The organism is Nocardia sp. JW2 (assembly GCF_051843015.1).
Taxonomy (GTDB): domain Bacteria; phylum Actinomycetota; class Actinomycetes; order Mycobacteriales; family Mycobacteriaceae; genus Nocardia; species Nocardia coubleae.
Genome location: NZ_JBPXLK010000001.1, coordinates 551798 through 578675 on the forward strand (window position 1 = coordinate 551798; position 26878 = coordinate 578675).

At 68.9% G+C, this 26878-nt stretch carries 26 protein-coding genes and 1 pseudogene; 16 read left to right on the forward strand and 11 right to left on the reverse strand.

Annotated elements, in window-relative coordinates; genetic code table 11:
- Window positions 1-48: 48 nt before the first annotated feature.
- Window positions 49-846, reverse strand: coding sequence for a putative protein N(5)-glutamine methyltransferase (locus ACSVDM_RS02535; protein ID WP_439262422.1), 798 nt, complete (start codon window positions 844-846; stop codon window positions 49-51).
- 139 nt (window positions 847-985) lie between these two features.
- On the reverse strand, window positions 986-1858 hold the full coding sequence (locus tag ACSVDM_RS02540; RefSeq protein WP_439262424.1) for a YdcF family protein: 873 nt from the start codon (window positions 1856-1858) through the stop codon (window positions 986-988).
- Between the two features lie 164 nt (window positions 1859-2022).
- Here ACSVDM_RS02540 and ACSVDM_RS02545 point away from each other — a divergent pair, with 164 nt between their 5' ends.
- Window positions 2023-2874, forward strand: coding sequence for a bifunctional 5,10-methylenetetrahydrofolate dehydrogenase/5,10-methenyltetrahydrofolate cyclohydrolase (locus ACSVDM_RS02545; RefSeq protein WP_356981868.1), 852 nt, complete (start codon window positions 2023-2025; stop codon window positions 2872-2874).
- Window positions 2875-2887: 13 nt separating this feature from the next.
- Here ACSVDM_RS02545 and ACSVDM_RS02550 read toward each other — a convergent pair whose 3' ends face one another.
- The 3 genes and pseudogenes from ACSVDM_RS02550 to ACSVDM_RS02560 form a co-directional block, all read right to left on the reverse strand.
- On the reverse strand, window positions 2888-4093 hold the full coding sequence (locus ACSVDM_RS02550) for a hypothetical protein (protein ID WP_439262426.1): 1206 nt from the start codon (window positions 4091-4093) through the stop codon (window positions 2888-2890).
- Between the two features lie 111 nt (window positions 4094-4204).
- Window positions 4205-4615, reverse strand: a pseudogene (locus ACSVDM_RS02555) (L,D-transpeptidase); the annotation flags it as partial.
- 203 nt (window positions 4616-4818) lie between these two features.
- The gene (locus tag ACSVDM_RS02560; RefSeq protein ID WP_181699139.1) at window positions 4819-5478 is read right to left on the reverse strand and encodes a cyclodeaminase/cyclohydrolase family protein; all 660 of its coding nucleotides are present in this window, start codon (window positions 5476-5478) and stop codon (window positions 4819-4821) included.
- A 127-nt stretch (window positions 5479-5605) separates the two neighbouring features.
- Between ACSVDM_RS02560 and ACSVDM_RS02565 the strand changes: the two genes are divergently transcribed.
- A complete protein-coding gene (locus ACSVDM_RS02565) occupies window positions 5606-6643 on the forward strand; it encodes an LLM class F420-dependent oxidoreductase (protein ID WP_439262429.1) in 1038 nt (345 codons plus the stop codon).
- Window positions 6644-6716: 73 nt separating this feature from the next.
- Here the strand turns inward: ACSVDM_RS02565 and ACSVDM_RS02570 are convergent, their stop codons facing one another.
- On the reverse strand, window positions 6717-7052 hold the full coding sequence (locus ACSVDM_RS02570) for an STAS domain-containing protein (protein ID WP_067492179.1): 336 nt from the start codon (window positions 7050-7052) through the stop codon (window positions 6717-6719).
- 263 nt (window positions 7053-7315) lie between these two features.
- On the opposite strand from ACSVDM_RS02570, the gene ACSVDM_RS02575 reads away from it, so the two are divergent.
- From ACSVDM_RS02575 to ACSVDM_RS02585, 3 genes are read left to right on the forward strand one after another with little or no spacing between them, the layout of a single operon-like run.
- Window positions 7316-7795, forward strand: coding sequence for a cation:proton antiporter regulatory subunit (locus ACSVDM_RS02575; RefSeq protein ID WP_067635861.1), 480 nt, complete (start codon window positions 7316-7318; stop codon window positions 7793-7795).
- Window positions 7796-7855: 60 nt separating this feature from the next.
- The gene (locus ACSVDM_RS02580; protein ID WP_067491996.1) at window positions 7856-8338 is read left to right on the forward strand and encodes a cation:proton antiporter regulatory subunit; all 483 of its coding nucleotides are present in this window, start codon (window positions 7856-7858) and stop codon (window positions 8336-8338) included.
- Window positions 8339-8348: 10 nt separating this feature from the next.
- Window positions 8349-9542 (forward strand): cation:proton antiporter, encoded by a 1194-nt coding sequence (locus ACSVDM_RS02585; protein ID WP_357394980.1) that lies wholly within the window; start codon window positions 8349-8351, stop codon window positions 9540-9542.
- 1 nt (window position 9543) lies between these two features.
- Here ACSVDM_RS02585 and ACSVDM_RS02590 read toward each other — a convergent pair whose 3' ends face one another.
- Both ACSVDM_RS02590 and ACSVDM_RS02595 read right to left on the reverse strand, forming a co-directional pair.
- Window positions 9544-10197 (reverse strand): response regulator, encoded by a 654-nt coding sequence (locus ACSVDM_RS02590; protein WP_067635841.1) that lies wholly within the window; start codon window positions 10195-10197, stop codon window positions 9544-9546.
- Window positions 10194-11210 carry a histidine kinase gene (locus tag ACSVDM_RS02595; protein WP_439262432.1) on the reverse strand — a complete coding sequence of 339 codons (1017 nt, stop codon included), beginning with the start codon at window positions 11208-11210 and terminating at the stop codon, window positions 10194-10196. Before ACSVDM_RS02595 ends, ACSVDM_RS02590 begins: the two co-directional genes overlap by 4 nt.
- A gap of 180 nt (window positions 11211-11390) precedes the next feature.
- On the opposite strand from ACSVDM_RS02595, the gene ACSVDM_RS02600 reads away from it, so the two are divergent.
- Genes ACSVDM_RS02600 through ACSVDM_RS02610 form a run of 3 tightly spaced genes read left to right on the forward strand, consistent with a single transcriptional unit; the run spans window position 11391 to window position 13453 of the window.
- A complete protein-coding gene (locus ACSVDM_RS02600) occupies window positions 11391-11666 on the forward strand; it encodes a hypothetical protein (RefSeq protein ID WP_439262434.1) in 276 nt (91 codons plus the stop codon).
- A gap of 29 nt (window positions 11667-11695) precedes the next feature.
- Window positions 11696-12154, forward strand: coding sequence for a CBS domain-containing protein (locus tag ACSVDM_RS02605; protein WP_067492004.1), 459 nt, complete (start codon window positions 11696-11698; stop codon window positions 12152-12154).
- Between the two features lie 12 nt (window positions 12155-12166).
- Window positions 12167-13453, forward strand: coding sequence for an SLC13 family permease (locus ACSVDM_RS02610; protein ID WP_439262436.1), 1287 nt, complete (start codon window positions 12167-12169; stop codon window positions 13451-13453).
- On the opposite strand, the gene hutG is transcribed toward ACSVDM_RS02610, so the two are convergent.
- Entirely contained in the window at window positions 13444-14355 is a 912-nt protein-coding gene (gene hutG / locus ACSVDM_RS02615; protein WP_439262438.1) for a formimidoylglutamase, read from the reverse strand. The two genes, ACSVDM_RS02610 and hutG, sit on opposite strands and share 10 nt — an antisense overlap.
- Before the next feature lie 10 nt (window positions 14356-14365).
- Complete coding sequence (hutI, locus tag ACSVDM_RS02620) at window positions 14366-15538, reverse strand: imidazolonepropionase (RefSeq protein ID WP_439262440.1); 1173 nt, start codon at window positions 15536-15538, stop codon at window positions 14366-14368.
- 222 nt (window positions 15539-15760) lie between these two features.
- Between hutI and ACSVDM_RS02625 the strand changes: the two genes are divergently transcribed.
- Both ACSVDM_RS02625 and hutH read left to right on the forward strand, forming a co-directional pair.
- On the forward strand, window positions 15761-17158 hold the full coding sequence (locus ACSVDM_RS02625; protein WP_439262442.1) for an amino acid permease: 1398 nt from the start codon (window positions 15761-15763) through the stop codon (window positions 17156-17158).
- A 41-nt stretch (window positions 17159-17199) separates the two neighbouring features.
- Entirely contained in the window at window positions 17200-18768 is a 1569-nt protein-coding gene (gene hutH, locus ACSVDM_RS02630; RefSeq protein ID WP_439262444.1) for a histidine ammonia-lyase, read from the forward strand.
- 231 nt (window positions 18769-18999) lie between these two features.
- Here hutH and hutU read toward each other — a convergent pair whose 3' ends face one another.
- Window positions 19000-20676: a urocanate hydratase gene (hutU, locus tag ACSVDM_RS02635; protein WP_439262446.1), complete on the reverse strand. Its 1677-nt coding sequence runs from the start codon at window positions 20674-20676 to the stop codon at window positions 19000-19002.
- 125 nt (window positions 20677-20801) lie between these two features.
- Between hutU and hutC the strand changes: the two genes are divergently transcribed.
- The 6 genes from hutC (at window position 20802) to ACSVDM_RS02665 (ending at window position 26848) form a co-directional block, all read left to right on the forward strand.
- Window positions 20802-21572, forward strand: coding sequence for a histidine utilization repressor (gene hutC / locus ACSVDM_RS02640; protein WP_439262680.1), 771 nt, complete (start codon window positions 20802-20804; stop codon window positions 21570-21572).
- A gap of 192 nt (window positions 21573-21764) precedes the next feature.
- Window positions 21765-22034, forward strand: coding sequence for a hypothetical protein (locus ACSVDM_RS02645; RefSeq protein WP_157104742.1), 270 nt, complete (start codon window positions 21765-21767; stop codon window positions 22032-22034).
- 666 nt (window positions 22035-22700) lie between these two features.
- Window positions 22701-23768 (forward strand): polyprenyl synthetase family protein, encoded by a 1068-nt coding sequence (locus ACSVDM_RS02650; RefSeq protein ID WP_439262448.1) that lies wholly within the window; start codon window positions 22701-22703, stop codon window positions 23766-23768.
- Window positions 23765-25033: a hypothetical protein gene (locus tag ACSVDM_RS02655; protein WP_439262450.1), complete on the forward strand. Its 1269-nt coding sequence runs from the start codon at window positions 23765-23767 to the stop codon at window positions 25031-25033. The genes ACSVDM_RS02650 and ACSVDM_RS02655 overlap by 4 nt, the downstream gene beginning before the upstream one ends.
- 31 nt (window positions 25034-25064) lie before the next feature.
- Window positions 25065-26060 carry a fatty acid desaturase gene (locus ACSVDM_RS02660; protein ID WP_439262452.1) on the forward strand — a complete coding sequence of 332 codons (996 nt, stop codon included), beginning with the start codon at window positions 25065-25067 and terminating at the stop codon, window positions 26058-26060.
- Window positions 26051-26848: a methyltransferase family protein gene (locus ACSVDM_RS02665; RefSeq protein WP_181699111.1), complete on the forward strand. Its 798-nt coding sequence runs from the start codon at window positions 26051-26053 to the stop codon at window positions 26846-26848. The genes ACSVDM_RS02660 and ACSVDM_RS02665 overlap by 10 nt, the downstream gene beginning before the upstream one ends.
- Window positions 26849-26878: the final 30 nt, after the last annotated feature.

Consider the following 26878-nt stretch of genomic DNA (forward strand, 5'->3'; position numbering starts at 1 on the left):
CGATGCCCTCGTCGGCCTGATGGCCGGCGGGGGCATCGTTGTGTCTGCTCAGTCCCGACGGGTGCCGATCACCACGGTGGCGTAGTACTCCTCGGAATGCTCGACCCGGGGTGCCAGTCCGTGCTCGCGTAGCACGGTCAGCGCCGAATCCACCTGCCCCGTCCCGGTTTCCACGTAGACGGAGCCGCCGGGCGCCAGCCACTCCGCCGCTCCCTCGGCGACCCGGCGGAATACGGCGAGGCCGTCGTCGCCACCGTCCAGGGCGACGAGTGGTTCGTGCTCGCGCGCTTCGGGCGGCAGATCGGCGATGTGGGCGCTCGGCACGTACGGGGTGTTCGCGAGGAGTACGTCGACGTGTCCGCGCAATTCGGTGGGGAGCGCGTCGAAGAGGTCACCCTCGTAGACGGGTGCGTCCAGCGCAGCCAGATTCTCGCGCGCACACGCCACCGCCGCCGGATCGATATCCGCGGCGACCAACTCGACCGAACATCCGCGCCCGGTCAGTTCCGTGGCGGCCGTGAGCCCGAGTGCCCCACAGCCACAACACAAATCGACGATACGAACCGACTCCGCCGTTACATCCCGTAGCGCCTGCTCGACCAGAAACGCCGTCCGCTGACGCGGCACGAACACCCCCGCCCGCACCCCGACCCGCACCCCACGAAACTCCACCCACCCCAACAGATATTCGAGCGGCACCCCCGAAACCCGCTGCGCCACAAGCTCATCGAGCCGCGCTGAATCCGCACCCGCCGCCTCGATCAGCAACGCGCCCTCGTCCTCGGCGAACACACATCCCGCCCGCCGCAAAGCAGCAACCACATCGGCAGACCCGGCAATACCCATCCGCCGATTGTGCCCGCCCCAACAACCAGCTGCGAATCCCCCCAATCCGCCATGTCAGCATTCCCGGTCACACGGCACTGCTCGAGTCCGCCACCTACCACAAAACCCCGAGGTGGTTCCGTACGCCCAAATCAGCCTGTCAGCGCGAACTGTCGAGCTCGAACGTCCGCGTCGCGTCGAGATAGATCCCCCGCTGAGCACCACGATCAGGCGGCGGCAGCTGCGAGACCAACTGCTCCAACGACGTCATAGCCCCCACCACATTCGTCCCCGCGACAATGAAATCCGCAACGGCACGCCGGATATGGTTGGGAGAGGTCACCACCACCGCACTGTTCGCGCCGAGATCGCGCAGCAGCTTCGTGCTGAACAGCGCGTTCTGCACCGTCGACCCGGCCCGGTCCTCGACATGGATCCGATCGGCGGGCAACCCGCGCCCGATCAACCACCGCCGCATCGCCTCGGCCTCGGAGATCCCGTTCTGCGGGTTGCCGCCGGTGACGACGACCGGCGAGAACGGCGCCGCGACGGCCTGCAACCAGGCGGCCGTGAGCCGGTTCTCCAGTTCCGGGCGCAGCGCACCGTCGGGCAGCAGACCGTACCCGAGTACCACGATGCCGGTCTGTGGTCCGATGAGGGAGGGGAGCGGATTGGGCAGCGTCGACACCGCGGCGGTCACCGCGTGCAGCACCCGCTGCGTCCCCGCCGCCATCGCCGGATCGAGACTGCCCAACCGCTGCATCGCCTCGTTCACCGCCGCCGCGTCACCGGCGTGATGCGACCAGATGGCATGCAGGGCAAGAGCTTCGGCATCACCGGGGTCGGCGCTGATGAGGGCGCGCAGATCGGCGCGCCCGGCATCGAGATCGCCGTCGGTGAAATGCCGCTGCGCCGAGTTGTAGAGGGCGGTCACGTCCGCTTCGGCGGCGGCGGGGCCGACCGTGGCACTCGTGACCGCCGCGACCGCGGCGAACGCCGCGGCGAGCTGTTTCCATTGCCTCGAGATCTTCACGACAGTCGCGACCTTCCGGGTGGCGTACATGCGGGCAGAGCTGATGGCAGAGCTGCCGGACACCCTACGACCCGTGACGGTCCGGTCCGGGTAACCCGCCGTCGGCAGGCGCGTCGCGGCCCGGCGCTTCGGGGTGCACCCGGTGGCCGATAGGCTGAGCAACCGTGGATACCGCTTCGCTGACCGGCAAGGAACTCGCCGCCGCCATCAACGCCGACTCGAAACAGCGCGCCGCCGCGCTCACCGACGCGGGCACCGCGCCCACGTTGGCGCTGGTCGTCGCCAACGACGACCCGGCCAGTGCCTGGTACGTGAACTCCCTGCGCAAGGCCGCCGAACGGCTCGGCATCGCCTGCGAGAAGATCGATCTGGGCGCCGACGCGACCGCCGAGCAGATCCGCGCGGAACTCGATGCCCGCAGCGCCGACCCGGCCACCGACGCGATCATGCTGCAGACCCCGCTGCCCGCGGGCGTCAGCCTCGACGACGTGAGCTCCGCGATCGCCGCGAGCAAGGACGTCGACGGTGTGAGCCCGCTGTCACTCGGCCTGCTCGCCTCCGGCCTCGACGGGTTCGTCCCCGCCACCTCCGAGGCGGTCGTGGAGCTGCTGAAGCATCACTCGATCGCGTTGCAGGGCAAGCTCGTCACCGTGGTCGGCCGCTCCAATATCGTCGGCAAGCCGCTGGCGCAGCTGCTGCTCGCCGAGAACGCCACCGTCACGGTCGCGCACTCGCGCACCACCGACCTGGCCGCCGTCACCACGGCCGCCGACATCGTGGTCGCGGCCGCGGGACGGATCGGTCTGGTCACCGGCAAGCACATCCGTGAGGGCGCCGTGGTGATCGACGTGGGCACCAACGAGGCCGCCGACGGTGGCATCGTCGGTGACGTCGACGCCGCCTCAGTCGACGGCAAGGCCGCCGCCCTGAGCCCCGTGCCCGGTGGCGTCGGCCCGGTGACCACCGCGCTGCTCATGCGGCACGTGGTGGTCGCTGCCGAGAAGGCAAGGGCCTGAACATTTTCCGGAGTCAGCGGACCGGCCCGATCGAGGTGATCAGCGTTTTGGCGCCCACCTTGGTCGTGCCGACCAGCTGCGGGTTGTAGACGATCGGCACCTCGTCGGGCCGGTACTCGGTGATCGTCACGAAGTACTGTCCGGCGAACGCGCCCGGCGTGATGTCGAGGCAGTGGGTGGTACCGACCGGAATGGTGTCGATGCCCGACTGGATCTGCGCGCCCGTGGGCAGCGCGGCGTCACCGGCCACCAGCGTGCGCGCCTGATCGCCGGACCGTGCCACGTAGTAGGCGTGCTGGAAGGCCATGATGGCCGAGACTCCGCTGTCGGTTCCGCCGGGACCGTTGCCACGCACGAGGCTGCCTACCTGTTCGGACGGGCAGTTGCCGACGCCGGGCGCGGGGGCGGCGACGGTGGACAGCGTGGTGCTCGCCGACGTGGAAGCCGGTGCGGGACCACCGAATTGGAAGTATCCGACGCCGATCAGGACCGCCCCGGCCACCGACGCGGCGAGCGGAGCCACCCACCGAGGTGTGCGCCGCCGCTTGGACCGGTCGATCATCCGCGCGAAAACCTCGTCGTCACCGTTGTAGTCGGGTGCCGGACGCGGCTCCCACTCCGCCGTATACCGATCCGACCAGCCGTCACCAGCACCAGCTGGGGCAGCGGGCGATTCGGTCGGTGTCGCCGCCGCTTCCTGCCGGGCCGGCACGGGCGCCGCCGATTCAGACCACGTTGATTCCGGCCGGGTTGCTTCCGGCCGAGCGGTTTCCGGTCGAGCCGAGTCGAACCACGACGACGCGGGCCACGTCGATGCCGATCGTGCCGAGGTGGACGACTCCCATTCGCCCTGCGCGTCAGCCGGTTCGGGCGCGGGGAAGTCGGCGCCGACGATGGGCAGCTTGTCGGTATCGGGCCCGTTGTTCGGCAAGATGAACGGCGTATCGACTTGGCCCGCACCGGGATCCATCGGCCCACCCACGATCGGGAGCCTATCGGTGGCGAAGGCGTCGCGCACGGGTGCCGGAGCCGACAGCGAGACGACCGGAATACCCGCGGGCGTGGTCGGCCCGCCCTCTATCCGGTGCCGGGCACCGGTTCCCGAGGTGCCTGCCTCGCGGCTGCGGCGCCGTGGCAAGGCACCTCGGAGCGGAACACCAGCCGATCCCGGGTCCTGCTGTCGAGCCCCGATCGGTCTGCGCGCTTCCGGTCGATCCATCGCCCCACCTTCATCAGGCATCCGCCGTCAGGGAATGTCCCGCAACGATTTCATTACGGGCACGATACTGCCCTGACGCCGTGTTCGCCGAATGCGCGGGCGATGAGCGCGTCACCAGTGGATATAGACCTGGTCGCCGATGCCGACGTTCTCGTAGTACCAGGCGGCGTTCTCGGGCGAGAGATTGATGCAGCCGTGGCTCACGTTGGCGTTACCCTGCGAGTCCACCGACCACGGCGCCGAGTGCACCATCACGCCACCCCAGGTCAGGCGCACGGCGTACTCACCGTCGATGATGTAGCCCTCCGGGTCGTCGAGCGGGATACCGATGGTGCGTGAATCGAACACCACCGCCCGGTCCTTCTCCAGCACACTGAAGGTGCCGGTGGGCGTCTCGAAACCGGGTTTGCCCATGGACGCGGGCATCACGCGTGTCTCGCCGTTGGCGGTCACCGTGAACGTGTGGTTCGACAGGTCCGCTTCGGCATAGGTTCCGCCACCGTACTGGGTGCGCTGGTCCCCGATCAGATCCGCGGACGCGGCTCCCGACCAGGACGCGGCCAGTAGTGCCGCCATGATCGCGACGAACAGAAAACGAAGTGCGTTTCTCATAAACGCCACCCCTTCGGTCACTCGTAGGCGTCTCCCGAGTCTAGGCGTCCATGATCAACTGGACCTCTCGAAGTGGTAACGGCCTACGGGTCGATCGGAGTGTCGGCTTGTGCTCAGCCGCGCACGACGTGCAGGACCTGGGCGTGCAGCGCGTCGGCGCGTGCGGCGATGGTCTCCACCCGCACCAGTGCCGCTGCGAAATCGTCACCGAGTGCGGCGGGCAGCGAGGCCACATTGATCTCGATATTGAGCTGCGAACTCTGCGCGGCGGCGCGGGCGGCGTCGGCGGCGGCACCGATGTCGGTGACCACGTTCGGGTTGCCGATCGGCAGTAGTTCCCCTGCGAGAGAAAGGATTTCGTCGGCCTCGTCGACCACGGCGGCGGGCACCCGGGCGGCCTCGACGAGGGCGGCGTTGATCGCGGCGGTGCGCTCGGCGACCTGGTCGTCGGTGTCCTTGGGCAGCTTGTAGGCGGCGCCGACGGCGGTGAACGCGGCCGCGTCGGCATCGGCCAGCGCCAGCGAGCGGGCGCGGGCGGCGTCGGCGGCCTCGATGATCCGGTCGATCACCGGCCGGTTCTCGGCGTCCTTGGCCCGGGTGGTGTAGCGCGCGACCATCGCGACCAGTGCCGCGGCCTGGGCGACGTGCAGTGCGGCCACCGCGCCGCCGCCGGGGGCGGGCACCTTGGCGGCCAGCTCCGACAGATAGTGCTCCAGGGTCACGTCACCGAAGGAGGGTGCGGTCTGCTGCGGTGACACGGTGGGCTGCGACACGACGTAGTGGCCTTTCGACGGGGAGTGCTTCACTCTCAACGCTACCGCGCACCCTGCCCGACCAGCGAATGTAGGCACGGACCGACCGGTCGGGGTGCCCGGGTGGGCCGGGTCTATGTTGGGTGTCATGCGGATCGGATTGAGCATCAACTACTCGGGCGGTTTCAAGGAGGTGGCGGCCGAGGTCGCCGACCTGGAACGGGCAGGCCTCGACGTCGTCTTCGTGCCGGAGGCGTACTCGTTCGACGCGGTGAGCGCGCTGGGCTTCCTGGCCGCGCGCACCGAGCGGGTGCAGCTGGCCTCGGGCATCCTGCAGCTCTACACCCGTACCCCCAGCCTCACCGCGATGACGGCGGCGGGCCTGGACTTCGTCTCCGACGGCCGGTTCATCCTCGGCATCGGCGCGTCCGGCCCGCAGGTGATCGAGGGCTTCCACGGTGTGCCCTACGACGCCCCGATCGGGCGCACCCGCGAGCTGATCGAGATCTGCCGCAAGGTGTGGCGCCGCGAGAAGCTCAACTACCAGGGCAAGTACTACCAGATCCCGCTGCCCGCCGACCGGGGCACCGGCCTGGGCAAAGAGCTCAAGCTCATCAATCACCCGGTGCGCGAGAACATTCCGGTGCTGCTGGCCGCACTCGGCCCCAAGAACGTGGAGCTGGCCGCCGAACTCGCCGAGGGCTGGCAGCCGATCTTCTTCCTGCCGGAGAAGGCGAACGATGTCTGGGGTGACGCGCTGGCCGCGGGCAAGGCCAAGCGCGATCCGTCGCTGGGCGACCTCGAGGTGTACGCCGGTCCCGCGCTGGCGATCGGCGAGAACGTCACGCCGCTGCTGGAGTTCGTGAAGCCGCACCTGGCGCTCTACATCGGCGGCATGGGCGCCAAGGGCAAGAACTTCTACCACACCCTGGCCACCAAGTACGGCTACGGCGAGGCCGCCGACCGCATCCAGGAGCTGTACCTGGCCGGCGACAAGCAGGCCGCCGCGGCCGCGGTGCCCGACGACCTGGTGCGCGATGTGTCGCTGATCGGGCCCGAGGGTTTCGTCAAGGACCGCGTCGCCGCGTTCGCCGAGGCCGGTGTCACCACGCTCAACGTCACCCCGATCGCCGAGAACGCGGCGGGCCGGATCAAGCTGATCGAGCAGCTGCGCGGCCTCTGCTGACCCATCACAACGCGACGCGCCGCATCACGGATGACTCCGGGATGCGGCGCGTCGGCGTCGGTGGACTACGCGGTCACGACCGCAGCGACGCCAGGGCGTCGGCGAGGGTGGTGTGCATGGCGAACACCTGGTCGAGGCTGGTCATCTTCAGCTGACGGCTGGTTGCCGGCCCGTCGGCGACCACCGCGATGGCGGTGTCGTCGCCCGCGCGTTGATGCGCGGCGACCAGCGTGGCCATGCCCGCCGAGGCGAGGAACCCGACCGCGGTCAGGTCGATCACCAGGGTCGCGGGCTTGTCGGCGAGGATGGCCTCGATGGCGGCGTCGAGGGCGGGTGCGGTCGCCAGGTCGACCTCACCGGTCACCGTCAGGACCGTGACGCCGTCGTGTACCGCCGTCGTGGTGGTCATCGTGTCCGTGAGTGGATAAGCGTCTCCGGGTGTGTTGGTCACCGATCAACAACACACAACTTCGCCCGAATACGCAAGCCGTTGCCCCGATCGTGGTCGCCGCACCGGTGCGCCACCGGGTGCCCGCGCCCCGGTCGTGACTGCCATCGATCCGGCGGAAACGGCGGCGTGCGGTGCGTCACGATCGACGGCGGATGGGCATCGGTGCGGCCACCGCGCGGGGGTGGCCGCACCGACGGGCGCGGTCGTCGTACTGTGTGGGCGTGAACATCGATGTGACGCCGTTACCGGGAATCGGCGTGTGCAAGGACTTTCCGCTGGCGGAGGCCCGCCGCCGGATCGGCGTGATCGAACACCGTGACGGCACTGTCGATCTGGTCGTGTCCCGGGCCGGTGACGCCGAGACCAAGACCTCGATCCCGTTGTCCGGCACCGAGATCGGTGTCCTGGCGGGGTTGCTCGGTGCGCCGCAGGTGGTGCAGAAGAAGGCCGACTCGCTCGGTGTCGACGATCTGTCGACCAGGCAGTTCGCCATCGATCGCGGCAGCCCGTTCGACGGGCGCCCGCTGCGCGACACCGCCATGCGCACCCGCACCAAGGCCTCGGTGGTCGCGGTGGTCCGCGCGGGGGAGGTGACCCCTTCGCCGGGAACCGATTTCGTCTTCGTCGCCGGGGACCTGGTGGTGGTCGTCGGCACCGGCAAGGGCCTCGAGGCTGCCGGAAAATTGCTCGACGCGGGCTGACGAGCCGTGACGATAGTAAAGAGAAGGTAAGGTATCGCCTAGCTGAGGTTAGGTGATCCCATGAATGTTGAAGTCACATCCCTGCCCGGAATCGGTGTCAGGAAAGAGTTCTCGCTGACCAAGGTGGCTCGGCGCATCGGCGTCGTCGACCACCGCGACGGTGGCACCGATCTGATCTTCACCAAGATCGACGACCCCGACACCACCGTGCAGGTCCCGCTCTCCGACGGCGAAGCGCGCACGCTCGCCAGCCTGCTCGGTGCCCCGCGACTCGTCGCGCAACTGCAGGAGGAACACCGCGATCTCGACGGTGTGAGCACCCGGTCGCTGCCGGTGCTGCCCGATTCGCCCTACGCGGGCCGCCGCCTCGGCGAGACGGAGATGCGGACCCGGACACTGGCCTCCATCGTCGCGGTGCTGCGCGCCGGTCAGGTCCACCCCTCGCCCGGACCGGAGTTCGGTTTCCTCGGGGGCGACATGGTCGTCATCGTCGGTACGACCGCCGGGCTCGACGCTGCCGCTTCGATCCTGTCCGACGGCTGAGCCCGTGCAGATCAGTGGAACAACGCTGGCGCTGATCCAGCTGGGGGCTGTGTTCTTCGGATTGGGTGTGCTCGGGCGCATCGCGGGCCGCATCGGCCTGTCACCCATTCCGCTCTATCTGCTCGGGGGCCTGCTCTTCGGCACCGGCGGCCTGATCGAGCTACACGAGGTGGAGGAGTTCATCCACATCGCCAGTGAGATCGGTGTGGTGCTGCTGCTGTTGCTGCTCGGTCTGGAGTACACCGCGGGTGAACTGGTCACCGGCATGCGCAAGTCGTGGATCGCCGGTCTGCTCGACCTGGTCCTCAATGCCACGCCGGGCGTGATCGTCGCGCTGTGGCTCGGGCTCGGACCGACCGGTGCCATCGCGATGGCGGGCGTCACCTACATCTCCTCCTCGGGCATCGTCGCCAAGGTGCTCAACGATCTGGGCAGGCTCGGTAACCGCGAGACGCCGGTGGTGCTGTCGATCCTGGTGTTCGAGGACCTGGCGATGGCGATCTACCTGCCGGTGCTCACCGCCGTACTGGCGGGTGTCGGCTTCCTGGCCGGGCTCACCACCGTCGGTATCGCGCTGGTCGCGGTGACGCTGGTGCTCATCGTCGCGCTGAAGTACGGCCGGTACGTGTCGGCGATCGTGGCCAGCGAGGACCGCGAGATCTTCCTGCTCAAACTGCTCGGTTCGGCGCTGCTGGTGGCCGGTGTCGCCTCGGCGGTGCAGGTGTCGGCCGCGGTCGGCGCGTTCCTGCTCGGCATCGCGATCTCGGGGGCGACCGCGCACGAGGCGACCAAGATCCTCGAACCCCTGCGCGACCTGTTCGCCGCCATGTTCTTCGTCCTGTTCGGCTTGAGCACCGACCCGGCGACCATCCCACCGGTCCTCGGCTGGGCGGTCCTGCTGGTCGTGGTCACCACCGTGACGAAGCTGTACACCGGTTGGTGGGCGGCCAAGCGCGCGGGCGCCTCCCAACTGGGCCGGGCTCGCGCGGGCGCTGCCCTGGTCGCGCGCGGTGAGTTCTCCATCGTCATCGCGGGCCTCGCCGTCGCCGCGGGCGCGGTACCCGACAGCTTCGCCGCCCTGGCCACCACGTACGTGCTGCTGATGGCCGTGATGGGACCGATCGCGGCGCGCGTGGTCGAACCGGTGGTCCGGGCGACCGTCGGGCGCAAGTCGAAGGTGCGCATCGACCCGAACGCGGAATGACTCACGGCTCGATCAGACCTGAGCGGATCGCGTAGCGGGTCAGGTCGAGCCGGTCACGCAGGCCGAGTTTCTGCAGGATATTGGCGCGGTGGCGGTCGACGGTCTTCACACTGATGACCAGTTCGGCCGCCACCTCCCGCGCCGAATACCCTTCCGCGATCAGCTTGAGCACCTCCTCTTCGCGGGCGGTCAGAATGGTCTCGGGCAGCCGTCCGCCCTGGCGGGCCAGGTGCAGATAGTCGCGGACCAGGGCGGTGACCGCACCCGGGTACAGGAACGACTCGCCACGCATCGTCGCCCGGCAGGCCTCGATGAGGTCGCGATCGGCGACCGATTTGAGCACGTACCCGGAGGCGCCCGCCTTGAGCGACTCGAAGAAGTACTGCTCGTTGTCGTACATCGACAGCATCAGCATGCGGACACCCGGATGCGCGCGGGTGATCTCGCGCGCCGCCTGGATGCCGGTCATCCTCGGCATCGCGATATCGAGGATCACCAGGTCGACGGTTTCACCGGCGAGGGCGGTCACCGCGTCGTAGCCGTTGGCCGCCTCGGCGACCACGGTGAGGTCGGGTTCGTTGTCGAGGATCAGCCGTAGTCCGCTGCGTACCAGGGCGTGGTCGTCGGCGAGCAGGATCCGGGTGGGGGCGCTCATACCGGTTCTCCGATGTGTGCCTCGCGGTGAACCGGGACGACCAGTTCCACGGTGGTGCCGGTGTCCTCGGATGTGGTGATGGTGAGCGTCGCGTCGACGAGCATGGCGCGTTCGCGCATCCCCCGGATTCCGGCGCCCTCGGTGAGCACCCCACCACACCCGTTGTCGTGCACGCGGAGCACCACCGAGTCGTCGTGGCCGGCGAGTCGCAGGCTCACCTGGTCGGCACCCGAGTGGCGCAGCACGTTGGTCAGGCTTTCCTGGGCGATGCGGTAGCAGACGAGTTCGACCGCGGGGTCGAGCCTGCTGATCGACGGGTCGACCTCGCGGTGCACGGAAATGCCCGCGCTGCGGGTGAATTCGTGGCACAGCGCGGTGACGGCACTGTGCAGCCCGAGGTCGTCGAGCACGTCGGGCCGCAATCGTGACGCGATACCGCGCACCTCGTCGAGACATCCGCGCACCGTTTCCTGCGCGTCGGTCACCTCGTCCCGCAATTCCTCCGGCGCGCGGTCCACGACCCGTTTCAGCCGCAACAACGCCACGGTCAGGCTCTGGCCGATCTCGTCGTGCAGTTCGCGCGCGATCCGCTGACGTTCACCTTCCTGTGCGGCGAGTGCCGTGGCTCCGGCCGCCGATCGCTCGGCCTCGAGCCGGTCGAGCATCGCGTTGAAGGTCTCGATCAGCCGGTGGAAGTCCCCACTGGCGCGCCGGTCGAAACGCACCGCGCGTCGTGGCGGGTCGACGCGGCGCATGGCCGTGACCAGTTCGTCGAGGGGCGCCAGGCTGGTGCGCAACGCCAGCGCGTTGGCGGTGAGGATCACCGCGAGGCCGATCACCAGCACCGGCACCTCGGTCAAGCGCAGCCGGGCCGACACGGTGGCGGGGGAGAGCGCGAGGATCAGCGTGCCGAGCGTGAACACCACACCGTTGAGCAGGCAGATCCGCCAGAACAGCGCCGTCACCGGCGTGCGCTGCTCCCGTCCTGCTCGCACCCTCGCGAGACGCTTCATAGCTTCCAGCATGCTGACGCGCCCGGCCGCTGTCCATCGGGTGCGACACCCATCCGTGCCTGCGCACGACCGCCGGATCGGGACCGGAAATGGGTGCCCGCGCCGATGGTCGCCTGCCCGCGGGCGCACCAGACTCGAATCCGCACGTACTCGACCGTGTCAGGGGAAGGACCGCCCGGGATGGATACCGACAGGACGACGATCCCCGGAACCGGGGTGCTGCACCATTTCCGCACCGGTCGCGGCATCGACTTCGCGCTGCTCACCGAGTCGTCCGGCGGGCGCAGGCTGCTCGTGTACGCCCCCGGCAGTGACGAGCCGTGCGTCGATCTCGCGCTCGAACCCGAGGAAGCCGACCACGTGGCCGAGCTGATGCACACCAGTCCCCTCGCCGATCGGTTGACCAGGCTCGAGCAGCGGGTCGATCGGCTCGCCGGACAGCGGGCCGAGCCGTGAGCACCGTCGAATCACCCCGGAGCCGAGTCATGCGCGCACGCGATATCGCGATGAACCTGCCGACCGTCCGCATCACCGACCCGGTGGCCCGCGCGGTGCGGGTGATGGTCGTCAACCGTTTGCCCGGCCTGGTCGTGGTCGACGCCGAGGACCGACCGGTGGCCGTGCTGCCCGGCACCCAGGTGCTGCGCCTGGCGATCCCGGCGTCGTATCAGGACGACACGACCCTGGTCCGCACGATCGACGAGGTGCACGCCGACCTGTTCTGGCAGGAACCAGGCAGCCTCACCGTCGGCGACTGCCTGGCCGACGGCGCCCCACGACCGGCCACCGTGACCCCGGACGCCACTCTGCTCGAGATCGCGATCCTGATGGCGCGCAAGCACAGTCCGCTCATCGCGGTCGTCGACCGGGCTCGCACCCTGTGCGGGGCGATCACCCTCGAACGGTTGCTGACCAGTCTCGCCCTCGCCGGCCCCGGCGACTGATCGGCGCCGACGATGGCCGCCGTCCTCGCCGTGACCACCATCTTCGTGGTGGCGTTCTTCTTCATCGCCACGGAGCGTGTCGACAAGGTGAAGACCGTGCTGATCGCCGCCGGCCTGATGGCGGTGCTCGGGCTGATCCCCGGCGAGCAGGTGTTCTTCTCGCCGCACGCGGGCATCGACTGGAACGTCATCTTCCTGCTGCTCGGCATGATGATCATCGTCGGCGTCGTCAAGCAGACGGGCCTGTTCGACTACCTGGCGATCTGGTCGGCCAAGCGCTCGCGCGGCAATCCCTACCGGCTGATGGTGATGCTCATGCTGATCACCGCCGTGGCCTCACCGTTCCTCGACAATGTCACCATCATCATGCTGGTCGCCCCGGTGACGCTCGTGGTGTGCCGCAGGCTCGGTATCAGCGCCCAGCCGTTCCTGATCGCGGAGGTGCTCGCCGCGAACATCGGTGGCGCGGCGACGCTGATCGGCGACCCACCCAACATCATCATCGCCAGCCGGGCGGGGCTGAGCTTCAACGACTTCCTGGTGCACATGGCCCCGATCGTGGTGCTGGTCTTCGCGCTGTTCGTGCTGTTCACGCGGGTGTTGTTCCGTTCGGCGCTGCGTACCGACCCGGACTCGGTCGAGGCCGTGCTCGCCCTGCGGGAGCGGCGCGCGATCCGTGACCCGAGACTGCTCGTGCGATCGCTGATCGTGCTGGCCGCGGTGGTGGCGGGGTTCTGCCTGCACAGCGTGGTGCACGTGGCGCCGTCGGTGATCGCACTCGTGGGTGCGGGCGTGATGGTGCTGGTGTCCGGGCTCGACATCGGGGACATCCTGCACGAGGTGGAATGGCCGACGCTGGTGTTCTTCATGGGCCTGTTCGTGATGGTCGCCGGCCTGGTGCACACCGGGGTGATCGCCGCGGTCGGCGCTGCGGCGAGCACCTGGGTGGGTGACGACTATTTCCTCGCCGCCACCGCACTCGTCTTCGGGTCCGCGCTGCTCGGTGCGTTCGTGGACAACATCCCGTATACCGCGACCATGGCACCGGTCGTGGAGGGCATCGTGGCGGATGCCCCCGACCCCGAGACCGCGCGCTCGCTGTGGTGGGCGTTCGCGCTCGGCGCCGACTTCGGTGGCAACGGCACGGCGGTCGCGGCGAGCGCGAATGTCGTCGCGCTCGGTATCGCCGCCCGGGCAGGCCAGCGAATCAGCTTCTGGCAGTTCACGAAATACGGTGCGGTCGTCACTGTGTTCAGCTGCGTCATCGCCTGGTTCTATGTCGGTGTGCGCTACTTCTGAGGGACGCGCCGGGTGACGAGGCGGTGCAGGAGCCGGGCGGCGGTGCGGGCGGTGCGGTTGTCGATATCGAGCGCCGGGTTGAGTTCGGCGACGTCGGCGACCACGAGTTTGCCGCTCGCGGCGGTCTGGTCGCAGACGGCCTGCACGATGGGCAGCGCGACACCGAACGCGGCGGGCGCACTGACACCCGGCGCGACCGCGGCGGGCAGGACGTCGAGGTCGATGGTGAGGTACAGCAGGTCGATGCCGGCGAGGAAGTCCGCGACGAAGGCTCGCGCACGCTCGGCGGTGCAGTCGTCGTCGAGCAGATAGCGCACGCCGAACCGATCGGCGGTGTCGAACAGGATCGTCGTGTTGGCCGGCTGGCTGATCCCGAGCACCGCGTACCGCACGTCGGCGCCGGATTCGAGGATCTGCCGGAACGGGGTTCCCGAGCTCGGTACCGGATCGGGGCGCAGATCGAAATGTGCGTCGAGGTTCAGGATTCCGATGGTGGCGCCTCTGGCGCGTTCGGCGCCCGCGAGGCCGAGGTAGGTGCCGAACGCGACCTCGTGGCCGCCCCCGAGGACGATCGGGAAGGCACCCGCGTCCAGCAGCGCGGTCACGGTGTCGCCGAGCCTGCGCTGGCCGTCCTCGAGCCGCTGATCGGTGACCGCGATCGTGCCCGCGTCGAACGCGCGCAGCGGGGCAGGCAGCGCCATCGGCGAGAGCGCGCGGCGCAGGGCATCGGGCCCGTCGACGGCGCCCGGCCGACCCTTGTTGCGGCGCACGCCTTCGTCACTGGCGAAGCCGACGAACACGCAGTCGCCGGGGTCGACGCCGGGTTCATAGGGTGCGACGGCCTGATGCCAGCGCAGATGCTCGGGTGACGTGCCGTCGACGCGGCCGGTCCAGGAAGTCATGGGGGACACCTCAATTCGATGCGAGCACGCCGCCGCGCCACACCTGGCGCACGAGCGGAACGCCGGGACGGTAGGCCAGATGCAGATGTGACGGCGCGTCCAACGCGACGGCGTCGGCCCGCATGCCGGGGGAGAGGGCGCCGATATCGCCGCGCCGCAACGCTTTCGCCCCACCCGCGGTTGCCGCCCAGACCGCCTCGTCCGGTGTCATGTGCAGCTCACGCACGGCCAGGGCGATACAGAACGGCAGGCTGGTGGTGTAGCTCGTGCCCGGGTTGCAGTCGGCGCCGAGGGCAACGGTGACCCCGGCGTCGAGCAGCGCCCGCGCATCGGGATAGCTGTTGCGCGTGCAGAAGTCGGCGCTGGGCAGCAGCGTCGCCACGGTGTCGCTGTTCGCGAGCGCGTCGATATCGGCGTCGCCGACATGGGCGACGTGATCGACCGACGCGGCCCCCAGTTCGACGGCGAGCTGCACGCCCGGCCCCTGGTGCAGCTGATTGCCGTGCACGCGCGGCACCAGCCCGTGCGCGATGCCCGCACTGAGGACGGCATGCGACTGGTCCCGGTCGAAGGCGCCCTGCTCGCAGAACACGTCGATCCACCGGGCCTCGGGCGCGCAGCGCGGAATCATCTCCGTACACACCATGGCCACGTAATCGTCCGCGCGCCCGGCGTATTCGGGCGGCGGAACGTGCGCGGCAAGCAAGGTCACCTCGTCGGTGTGGCGGCCCGCGATGCGCACGCTGCGCCATTCGTCGTCCACGGTCTGGCCGTAACCGCTCTTGATCTCGACCGTGGTGCTGCCTGCCCGCAGCGACTCGGCGAGCAGCCGCCGCACGGTCGCGTCGAGTTGCTCGTCGGTCGCCGCGCGCGTCGCCGCGATCGTCGTGCGGATGCCGCCCGCGCCGTAGGGACGGCCGGACATGCGCGCCGCGAACTCCTCGGCACGGTCACCGGCGAAGACCAGATGCGAATGCGACTCGACGAAACCGGGCAGCACCGCGCGACCGTCGAGGTCGACCGCCTGATCGGCGGCGGGTGCGTCGGCGCTGTCACCCACCCACACCACCTGCGCGTCGTCGAAGACGACGGCCGCGTCGCGGCGCAACCCGAGCGGGCCGTCGCCGAGAGCCGGGTCGTTGGTGACGAGGGTGCCGATATCGCGCAGCACGGTGGTTGGCACGGGTTGTCCTCCTGGCGGCGGGCTGTGCGATGGATCACGCCCGCTATGTATATGCCTGTATATACAGGATAGTCAAGCGCTACGGTGCCAGACGGTAACTGGCCATTGACACGGCTGTATAGACAGGCATATACATGTAGGGGTCGTTGTGACCGGCCCCACAGGCGAAGAGACCGGGCATCACCGGCGACCCTGCGCCCTTTCCGATCCCGGGAGAATGGTTTGAACAAGCCCGCCGCCGCGCTCACCCGCGGCCTCACCGCCCGCCATATCCGTTTCATCGCGCTCGGTTCGGCCATCGGCACCGGCCTGTTCTACGGGTCCGCCGAGGCGATCCACCGGGCAGGCCCCTCGGTGCTGCTGGCGTACCTGATCGGCGGCGCCGCCGTGTTCCTCGTGCTGCGGGCGCTGGGGGAGATGGCGGTGAGCAACCCGGTCGCGGGCTCGTTCGGTGAATACGCCAGCCAGCACCTCGGCCCGCTCGCGGGCTTCTTCACCGGCTGGACCTACACCTTCGAAATGCTCATCGTCTGCCTGGCCGACGTCACCGCGTTCGGTGTGTACATGGGGTTCTGGTATCCGGACGTGCCACGCTGGATCTGGGTGCTCTCGGTCATCTTCTTCATCGGCGCGATCAACCTGCTCAGCGTGAAGGTCTTCGGTGAGGTGGAGTTCTGGTTCAGCCTGGTCAAGATCGTGGCCATCGTGGCGATGATCGCCGGCGGTATCGCCGTGCTGATCTTCGGCTTCGGCCTCCACGACACCAGCGCGGGCGTGCAGAACCTGTGGGCCGACGGCGGCTTCTTCGCCACCGGAATCGGCGGTTTCATCGCCTGCTTCGCCATCGTGATGTTCGCCTTCGGCGGTACCGAGATCATCGGAATCACCGCGGGCGAGGCCGAGAACCCGCAGCGCACCATCCCGCGCGCGATCAACACCGTGCCCGTGCGCATCATCGTCTTCTACGTGCTCACCCTCGCGGTGATCATGGCGATCGACTCCTGGCGCACCATCGGCGACGAGGGCAGCCCGTTCGTGCAGATCTTCCAGAGCCTGGGTCTCGGGCCCGCCGCGGCGGTGCTCAATGTCGTGGTGATAACGGCCGCGCTGTCGGCGGTCAACAGCGACATCTTCGGTGCGGGCCGGATGATGTACGGCATGGCCCAGCGCGGCCAGGCGCCCGCGGCGATGAAGCGGGTCTCGCGCAACGGGGTGCCGTGGATGACGGTGGTCATCATGACCGTCACCCTGCTGGTGGGCGTACTGCTGAACTACCTGATCCCCGACAAGGTGTTCCTGGTGATCGCCTCGATCGCCACCTTCGCCACCATCTTCGTCTGGCTGATGATCCTGCTCGCACACCTGCGCTCGCGGCGCGGCATGAGCCCCGAACAGGTCGCCGCACTGAAGTTCCCGGTGCCGCTGTGGCCCTACGGCCAGCTGATCACCATCGCGTTCCTGGTGTTCGTGATCGGGGTCATCGCCTTCGACGCCGACAGCCGGGTGGCCCTGGCGGTGGGTGTGGTGTGGCTGGCGCTGCTCGGTATCGCCTATCGCCTGTGGGTCCGGCCCGCGACCGCCGAACCCGAACCGGTCGCCGTGTCGGCCGACGTCGCCTGAAGTTGCTTGTCCTGCACGCTTATTCGGAATGGAGAAATATCGTGGGTATCGACTCGAACCGGTCGGTCACGCTGGAACCGGTCGTCGTCGGCACCGGTCCGGTGTCACCCGCCGACGTGGTGCGGGTGGCACGGGAGGGTGCCGCGGTGCGGCTGGCCGAAGAGGCGCTGGCCGCCATGGGAGAAAGCCGGGAGCGCATCGAGGCGCTGGCCGCCGACCCGCGACCGGTGTACGGAGTGTCGACCGGGTTCGGCGCGCTCGCCGTGCGCCACATCCCGCAGGAGTCGCGTAAGCAATTGCAGCGCAGCCTCATCCGCTCGCATGCCGCCGGATCGGGGGCCGAGGTGGAGCGGGAGGTGGTGCGCTCCCTCATGCTGCTCCGCCTCTCGACGCTGGCTACCGGCCGCACCGGCGTGCGACCGGTGGTCGCCGAGACCTACGCCGCGCTCCTGTCGGCGGGCATCACCCCGGTGGTCCACGAATACGGCAGTCTCGGCTGCTCCGGCGATCTCGCACCGCTGGCTCACGTGGCCCTCGCCGTCATCGGGGAGGGCACGGTCCGCGACGCGAGCGGCACCGCGATGCCCGCCGCCCAGGCGCTCGCCGCCGCCGGGATCGCGCCGGTGGAGCTGGCGGAGAAGGAGGGGCTCGCCCTCATCAACGGCACCGACGGCATGCTCGGGATACTGCTGCTCGCCTGTCACGATCTGCGCGCGCTGCTGCGGCTGGCCGATGTCACCGCCGCCATGAGCGTCGAAGGCCTGCTCGGTACCGACAAGGTGTTCGCCGCCGACCTGCAGGCGCTGCGCCCGCAGCCGGGCCAGGCGGTCGCCGCCGCGAACATGACCCGGCTGCTGGCCGACTCGGCGATCGTGGCCAGTCATGCCACCCCCGACTGCACCGTGGTGCAGGACGCCTACTCGCTGCGCTGCGCACCGCAGGTGGCCGGTGGCGCCCGCGACACCCTGGCCCACGCCGAGCGGGTAGCGGGGTACGAGCTGGCAAGCGCCGTCGACAATCCGGTGGTCACCCTGGACGGCCGCGTGGAGTCCAACGGCAACTTCCACGGCGCCCCGGTGGCGTACGTGCTGGACTTCCTCGCCATCGTCGTCGCCGACGTGGCCAGCATCAGCGAGCGCCGCACCGATCGTTTCCTCGACAAGGCGCGCAACCACGGGCTGCCGCCGTTCCTCGCCGACGACCCCGGTGTCGACAGCGGCCACATGATCGCCCAGTACACCCAGGCGGCGCTCGTCTCCGAGCTCAAGCGCCTCGCCGCGCCCGCATCGGTGGACTCGATCCCGTCCTCGGCCATGCAGGAGGACCATGTGTCCATGGGCTGGTCGGCCGCCCGCAAACTGCGCCGCGCCATCGACGGCCTCACCCGTGTGCTGGCCATCGAGGCGCTCACCGCGGCCCGCGCCCTCGACCTGCGTGCGCCGCTCACACCGTCGCCCGCCACGGCAGCGGTGCGCGACGCCCTGCGGACCCTCGTCCCAGGTCCCGGCCCCGACCGTCACCTCGCGCCCGAAATCGAGGCGGCGGTGAATCTGGCCGCGTCCGGCGCACTGCTGGAGGCCGCGGAATCCGTTGTCGGCCCGCTGGGTTGACCCGGCGGCGCCGACCGCGCCGCTGTAACCGACTCGGCCCCAGGTGGTTCCCGCCACCTGGGGCCGTTTCGTCGTGGATTTCCGGGCTCCGCGTGGTGACAGCCGCCGGCGCGCCATGGGGGCTGTAGGGGCCGCGACTCACGCAGGTGATCCCGGGCATCCGCCGCGTAGATACCCGTGACACGATTCGGCGCCGGGTGCGTTTCACACCCGGCGCCGAACTATGCGATATCAGCTCTCCTGCATCGGGATTCGCACACCGCGTTCCCGGGCGACCTCGGCCGCGTGCTCGTAGCCCGCGTCCACGTGACGGATCACGCCCATACCGGGATCGTTGGTGAGCACCCGCTCCAGCTTCTGCGCCGCCAGGGGCGTGCCGTCGGCGATACACACCTGGCCCGCGTGGATGGACCGGCCCATGCCGACACCGCCGCCGTGGTGGATCGACACCCACGAGGCGCCCGATGCCGTATTGAGCAGGGCGTTGAGCAGCGGCCAGTCGGCGACGGCGTCCGAGCCGTCGGCCATGGATTCGGTCTCGCGGTAGGGCGAGGCGACCGAACCGGAATCGAGGTGATCGCGTCCGATGGCCAGCGGCGCCGACAGCTCGCCCGAGGCCACCATCTCGTTGAAACGCAGTCCGGCGCGGTGCCGTTCGCCGTAGCCGAGCCAGCAGATACGCGCGGGCAGACCCTCGAATTTCACCTTCTCACCGGCCATGGTGATCCAGCGCTTCAGATGCTCGTTGTCGGGGAACAGCTCGAGAATCGCGCGGTCGGTGGCGGCGATATCGGCCGGGTCACCCGAGAGTGCCGCCCAGCGGAACGGGCCGAGGCCCTCCTCGAACAGCGGCCGGATATAGGCGGGCACGAAACCGGGGAACGCGAAGGCCCGGTCGTAGCCGCCCTTGCGGGCCTCGTCACGGATCGAGTTGCCGTAGTCGAACACCTCGGCACCCTTGTCCATGAACCCGACCATGGCCTCGACATGCTTGGCCATCGATGCCTGCGCCTCGGTGGTGAACCACACGGGATCCTTCTCGGCCATGGTGTGCCAGTCCTCGAGCGCGACCCCGATCGGCAGGTAGGACAGCGGGTCGTGCGCGGAGGTCTGGTCGGTCACCACATCGATCGGCGCGTCCATGGCCAGCAGCGCCGGGAACACCTCGGCGGCATTGCCGACCAGACCGATCGACAGCGGCCTGCGCTCGTCGCGCGCGGCGACGGCCAGATCCAGCGCTTGCTGGAGCGAGTCGGCCTTGGTGTCGAGGTAGCCGTGCGCGATGCGGCGATCGATGCGGGCCGGGTCGACATCGACACACAGGGCCACACCGTCGTTCATCGTCACCGCGAGTGGCTGGGCCCCGCCCATTCCGCCGACGCCCGCGGTGAGCGTGATCGTGCCGGCCAGCGACCCGCCGAAACGTTTACGCGCCACCGCACCGAAAGTCTCGTAGGTGCCCTGCAGAATGCCCTGGCTGCCGATATAGATCCACGAACCGGCGGTCATCTGCCCGTACATCATCAGGCCCGCCTGTTCGAGTTCGCGGAACTTCTCCCAGTTGGCCCAGTCGCCGACCAGATTGGAATTGGCCAGCAACACCCGCGGCGACCATTCGTTGGTGCGGAATACGCCGACCGGTTTCCCCGATTGCACGAGCAGTGTTTCGTCGGACTCGAGGGTTTCCAGGGTCCGCACGATGGCGTCGTAGGCCGCCCAGCTGCGGGCCGCGCGCCCGGTACCGCCGTAGACGACCAGATCGTCGGGGCGTTCGGCGACCTCGGGGTCGAGATTGTTCATCAGCATCCGCAGGGCGCCCTCCTGCTGCCACCCCTTGGTGTGCAGCTGGGGACCGCGCGGGGCGCGGACGGGGCGCGGACCTGCGGCGGGCGCGGTGTCGTCGGTCATGTGTTCACTCCTCGAAAGACGGGTGTGTCCGGGGTCACTGAACACCAGATTAGTGGTATAGTCCTGTCTATACAAGTAGCTGCCGAAATCGGCCGCGACGTATTCTCTTGGTCGAGCGGAGGGAAATACCGGTGGTGGCGATCGAAGTGGCCGATGCGGAGCTGGCCGCGCTCTACGGCGAGCTCGGTACGGAGTTCGCGGCGTACGAGCGGGTCAAGCAGCTGATCATGGCGCAGATCAAGGGTGGCCGATGGAGTGCGGGGGAGCAGATCCCCTCGGAGAATCAGCTGGTCGCCGCGCTCGGGCTGTCGAGAATGACGATCAACCGCGCCCTGCGCGATCTCACCGCCGACGGTGCCCTCACCCGGGTGATGGGCGTCGGCACGTTCGTCGCCGCGGGCAAGGCCACCTCGCCGCTGTTCGAGGTCAGGAACATCGCCGACGAGATCGCGCGGCGTGGGCACCGGCACCGCACCGAGGTCGTCTTCGTGCGCGCCGAGCAGATCGACGAAGGCCATCCGATCCTCGGAAACGACCTGAGCGGCACGGTGTTCCACTCGCTGCTGGTGCACCGCGAGGACGAGGTGCCGATCCAGCTCGAGGATCGCTACGTCAACCCGGCCCAGGCGCCCGACTACCTCGCCCAGGATTTCACCACCGTCACCCCCAACACCTATCTGAGCGAGGTCGCCCCGCTGCTGCGTGGCGAACACATCGTCGAAGCCGTGCGGGCGAGCAAGGACGAGTGCGCGCTGCTCGGCATCGCCGGTGACGAGCCGTGTCTGCTGATCCGGCGGCGCACCTGGTCCTCCGGCGGCTTGGTGAGTGCGGCCCGGCTGATTCATCCCGGGTCACGCAATCGTCTCGAAGGCACTTTCGGTACCGAGCCGGGCTGAGCGCGACTCGCGCGCCTCGGTGACGGCATTCATCGGAGTCGCTGAATTAACATGACCCATGAGCAAATATTTCGCAAACCGAGTTATCACCATTTCGTGACAATCGGGCGAATGGCGTTCACCGGGCTGTAGCTTTGTTTATGGATCGCTGAGTTCGACGTTCGCTGAGTTCCATCCATGGAGAGGGCGGAAATGGCTACGATCACGCGACGCTCCGGGGCGACGATGGCGCCCTCGACTCTGGTAACTCTCGGTTTGATCCTCTTGATCCCGGTACTGCTCACCGCGGGCCCGATCGCCGCCTCGGCGATGATCGCGCACTACGCCGGTGTCGGCTGGTCCGGGGGACTCGTCCTGTCCGCGATCGCGGTGGTGGTCGTCGGGTCGATCCTGGCCGCCGCATGGTCGTTCCGGCTGGCTTGGCAGCGCGGTCACCGTCCCTTCGGTTCGCGCCCCCGCTGACACGCCCCCGCTGACAACCGCCACGCCACGCCACGGCGTCCTCGCCCGTGGCGTGTCATCGCACGGAATCCCCCTGAACCGGTGTTTCGCTGCCGCACAGCCCATTTCGGGGCCGTGCGGCTGTGGTTTTCGATTCGCGCGACCGCGTCACCGATTGTAGAGTCGCGAACGTAACACTTCTCGGCCGTCGAAGTCGCCGGCCTCTGGATGTCTCCCGCTGACCTCTCAGCGCAGATGCGCAAGCCCACAGTGTCGTGGCACCCCTCCGTGAAACCGTACCCGCGACGAACAGTCGCGCGCTGACCGCACCCCTCCGGCCTGCTTGCCGCACGTGCGTAAACGCTTGTGCCGCAGCGTGTTTCATGTCACTACGGTGATGACATCAAGACGTCGGCTGTAACGCTGTCATCAGTTAGTTCTGCTCAAAAACATTGTGCTCCAGTGCTATTCGTGCACGTCAGGGCGAAACCTTCACTAGTGCTTGACAATTGGGACAACCGTCTACAAAACTACCCGTCGGTAGCCAGTGATCGGGACAACACGGCCCCGACGCCCGCCGGTGGCGACACCCCTCCGACTCCTCCGCGGCGATTCCTCGAAAACCCCTGTCCACCAGGCGCAATGAGCCCTGCCGCCATCGTGACCACACCAAAGGAGTTCAGCGCTATGGACAACTCCGCGCTAGCCTCAGCCCATCGCCCCGAGGTTCCCCAGGCGGTGCACGTGGAGCACCCCGGTGACCAGGTGAGGGTCCTGCCGCGACCGGCCGGGCCGGTCGAGCAGCTCCCGCTCGTCACCGCGCGCCTGTCCGAAATCCTGCTCACCGGTGACGATTTCGACGACATCTACCGCCATGTGCTCGCCGCGCCCGGCAAGCGGGTGCGGGCCAGGCTCGTGCTGGCCTGCGCCACCCTGCTCCCCGAGGCGCCGGGCGACGCGGTGTCGCCCGCCGACGCGGTCGACCTGGCCTGCGCGATGGAGATGCTGCACGAATCCTCGCTGATCCACGACGACATCTGCGACGGCTCCCTGCTGCGCCGCGACGCGCCGTCGGTCCCCGCGGCCTTCGGTGTCCGCCAAGCCGCCCGCGCCGGTTTCCACATGGCGGGCGCCGCGATGAAGGTCGTGGCCCGCGTGCTCGCCGACAACCCGGCGATGGCCGAACGCATCACCGACGCACCCGGTATCACCTTCGCCGACCGGCTCTCGGAGCTGTCGTTCGGCCAGCTCATCGAGACCTTGCCACCCGCCGTCGACGTGCCCGCGCTGCGCAGGCACTACGAACTGGTCGCCATCGCCAAGACCGGCACCCTGTTCCGGCTGTCGTGCGCCTACGGCGGCACCGCGGGCGGCGTCGACCTGGACCGGCTGCACGCGCTGATGGTGTACGCCGACCAGCTCGCCATGGCCTTCCAGATCATGGACGACGTCCGCGATATCGAGGGCGGCCCCGGCCTCGGCAAGGACGCAGGCGGCGATCTCGAACGTCGCGTGCCGACCTGGCCGGTCATCGAGTGGCTCGACCTGCGCGAGGGCGCCCGCGACCTGTGGCTCGACCCGGCCACACCGAGCGAGACCCTGCGCACCGACCTCGTCGACAGCGGCGCGACCAAGGCCGCCCGCGTGGTCGCGGTGACCGCCACCGAAACCGCGGCCGACGCGCTCGACGTGTTCGGCCCCTCTCCGGCGCGGGACGACCTGCGCGAACTTCTGCGGCAGGTGATCTCCCGATGAGCGATGTCCGACTCCTCCAGCTGGCCCGCGGCCTGCGAGTGCTGCGCCGCGCCCCCGACCTGGCCGCCATGCGCGCCGCGCGCACGCCCGAGGAACTGGCCCGGCTCGCCCTCGTTCCGGCCGGACGCAACCTCGGTATCGCGGTGAGTTTCCTGCCCGCCCACCAGCGTGCCGAAGCCGCCGCGGCCCTGCTCGCGTGCCGGGTGCTCGACGCCTACGAAGATCTCGCAGACCGCGACCACGCGGGTTCGGCTGTGCTGGCCGCAGCCGAATACCTCAACGGCACAAGCGATTCCGCCCCACCGGCGCTGCCGCCGACTACCGGCGTCGTGCGCGACAGCGAGGCGCTGGACCTGTTGCTCGCCGAGCGCATCGCCGACATCCGCGCGCTGGTGACCGGATTGTCGCCGCAGGCGCGCGAACGGGTGGCGAGCGTGCTCACCGACATGGCCGCGGTGATGGCCCGCAACCTCGACAAGCCGCTGCCGCGCGTCACCTACAGCGAGGGCGTGCTCGGCCGCGTCACCCACTACGCGTGCACCCTGGTCGCCGACGGCGTACTGCCCGAGGACGACCTGCGCGAGCTCACCGGCTGTATCGCGGTGATCGCCCAGTCGGCCAACGACCTGCGCGACGGCGAACTCGAGCTCTACGGCGCCGCCGACCGCGAGGAACTCACCCGCATGGTGATGCTGCGTCAGCTCGCCCCGACCCTCGGCGGATTCGCGCTGCTCGCCCGGCTCGGCCCCGGCACGCCGGGATTCGGTGCCCGCGCGGCCATGGCCTACATGACCATCACCACCTCGGCGTTCCTGTGCGGTGCGGTCGGTGCGCCCAAGCCGTACCGGCGTCCGCTCACGGCGTCCGTGCTGGCCGCGGGTTCGTCGAAGTACTGGACCCGCATGCTCGAGCGGGTGCGCGCGGGGGCCGACGGCGCCATCCACACCATGCTCGACGCCGCGCCGGACTTCGCGGCCGAGCGCCACGTCCCCAAGACCGATGTGCTGCGCGCCGGTGGTGAGAACTCGGCCGCGACCTCGCTGGTCCCGCTGATCGTCGACACCACCTTCGCCCTCGTGCGGGCCCTGCCCGAGGAACCGATGACCGGCGAACCGGCCGGCTCGACGGTGCGCACCATGATGATCGCCGACCACCTGGCCTTCGGGGCCATGGAGCGGGTGCCGGGCAACCGGCCCGACGCCCTGCGCGACCTCGCCGAGCGCCTGCAACAGGCAGCGCTCGCCACCGACGCAATTCGTTCATGAGCATCGTCACTACTAGCGAAGGAGCTCGCCCATGAGCACCCCAACGCCCGTCGCGCCCACCGAGAAACCGCCGTTCAGCCGGCGGGTCCTCAAACTCGAGCACGCCTCCAATGTCGGTCCGCTCGTGCACATCGCACTGTGGATGGGGATGACCGCGGCCGCCCTGTTCGTCCCCGCCGCGGGCAACTGGTACATCGCGATCCCGCTCGTCATCGTGCTGTCGCTGCTCAACCTCTCGCTCACCATCGGCGTGATGCACATGCACACCCATCGCCCGCTGTTCGTGTCGAAGCTGCCCAACCGGGTGGTCGACATCCTGTGCTGCCTGCCGGGCAACCTGACCGCCGCCGAGATGCGCGAGGTGCACGTCCTCAACCATCACCGGTTCAACGACGGCCCGGGTGACGTCACCGCCACCACCGGCATGGAAAAGGGTCTCGGTGCCATCTGGTACTGGATCCGCTACGGAACCATCGTCAAGATCCACACCGTGCGCACGGTGTTCGCCGCGAACCCGGCCCCGCGCCGTCGTCGCACCCGCCACCAGTTCATCTTCGACCTGGCGGTGTACTTCGTGGTCATGGCCGCGGTCTGGTACGCCGCGGGTACCGAGCGGTTCGTGCTGTTCTACTGGGTGCCGTTCCTCATCACCCAGGTCAACGCCGGCTACTTCGCCTGGCTGAGCCACGCGCCGGCGCGCCGGTTCGAGGACGAACCGAGCACCTCGCTCAACAACGCGGGCAACATCCTCAACTTCCTCATCTTCAACCAGGGTTACCACAGCGTCCACCACCGCTACCCCGGTATCCACTGGAGCCAGATCCCCGACAAGCTCGACTACATGCGTGATGTCAACCCCGGCGTCATCGTGCCGTACTGGATGGTCGCGCAGTCGGGCTGGCGCCTGGTCGTGCCCGGTGGCTTCCTCAACGAGCGCTACGGCACCAAGTGGAAGGCGCGCCTCGAGCAGCGCCTGGAATCGGGCACCGTCCGCAACCGCTACCTGCCGTGGTTCGCATGGATCTGATGACTCCCCAGCAGGCGCGGGGCGTGCTGAGCACGCCCGGTCGGCTCGTCCCGTTCCTGTTCTCCTTCGCCGTGTACGCCTTCGCGGGCATCACGGTGCCGCTGATGCTGTTGTTCGCGGGCGGCTGGTTCCTGCCCAAGACCGTCGACAAGGGACCGCACCTGTCCGCGGTGCCCGCCGTCGCGATCGATCTGGTGCTGCTGGCCTTGTTCGCCCTGCAGCACTCGGGCATGGCCCGGCCGGCGTTCAAGGCCTTCATCACCCGCTGGGTGCCCGAAGCGCTCGAGCGGACGGTCTACATCATCGGCGTGTGCCTGGTGATGTGGGTCATCATGCTGGCCTGGCAGCCCATACCACACGTACTCTGGTCTGCTGAAGGTGCGGTGGGTATCGCGCTCGATATCGGGTTCTGGATCGGGTTCGTGCTGGTCTACGCGGCGACTCTGCTGCTGAACCATTTCCATCTACTCGGTATCAGCCAGGCCTACCGGCAGTACGTGATCCAGGTGCCGGATGCCACCGTCGACCGGTTGCAGGTCAACGGTGTGTACCGGCTGGTGCGGCATCCGCTGATGACCGGGCTGCTCGTGTCGTTCTGGTTCGCCAGGGAGTTCACGGTCGGCCACCTGGTGTGGGCGCTGGGTCTGACCGGGTACATCCTGCTCGGCACCTACCTGGAGGAGCGTGACCTGATCGCCCGCTTCGGTGCGTCGTATCGCGCCTATGCCGCACAGGTGCCCGCGTTCTTCCCGTCCGTGCGCAGTATTCTCGGCCGATCGACTCGGTAAGCGCGAGGCCGACCGCCCGGCGTCGTTCCG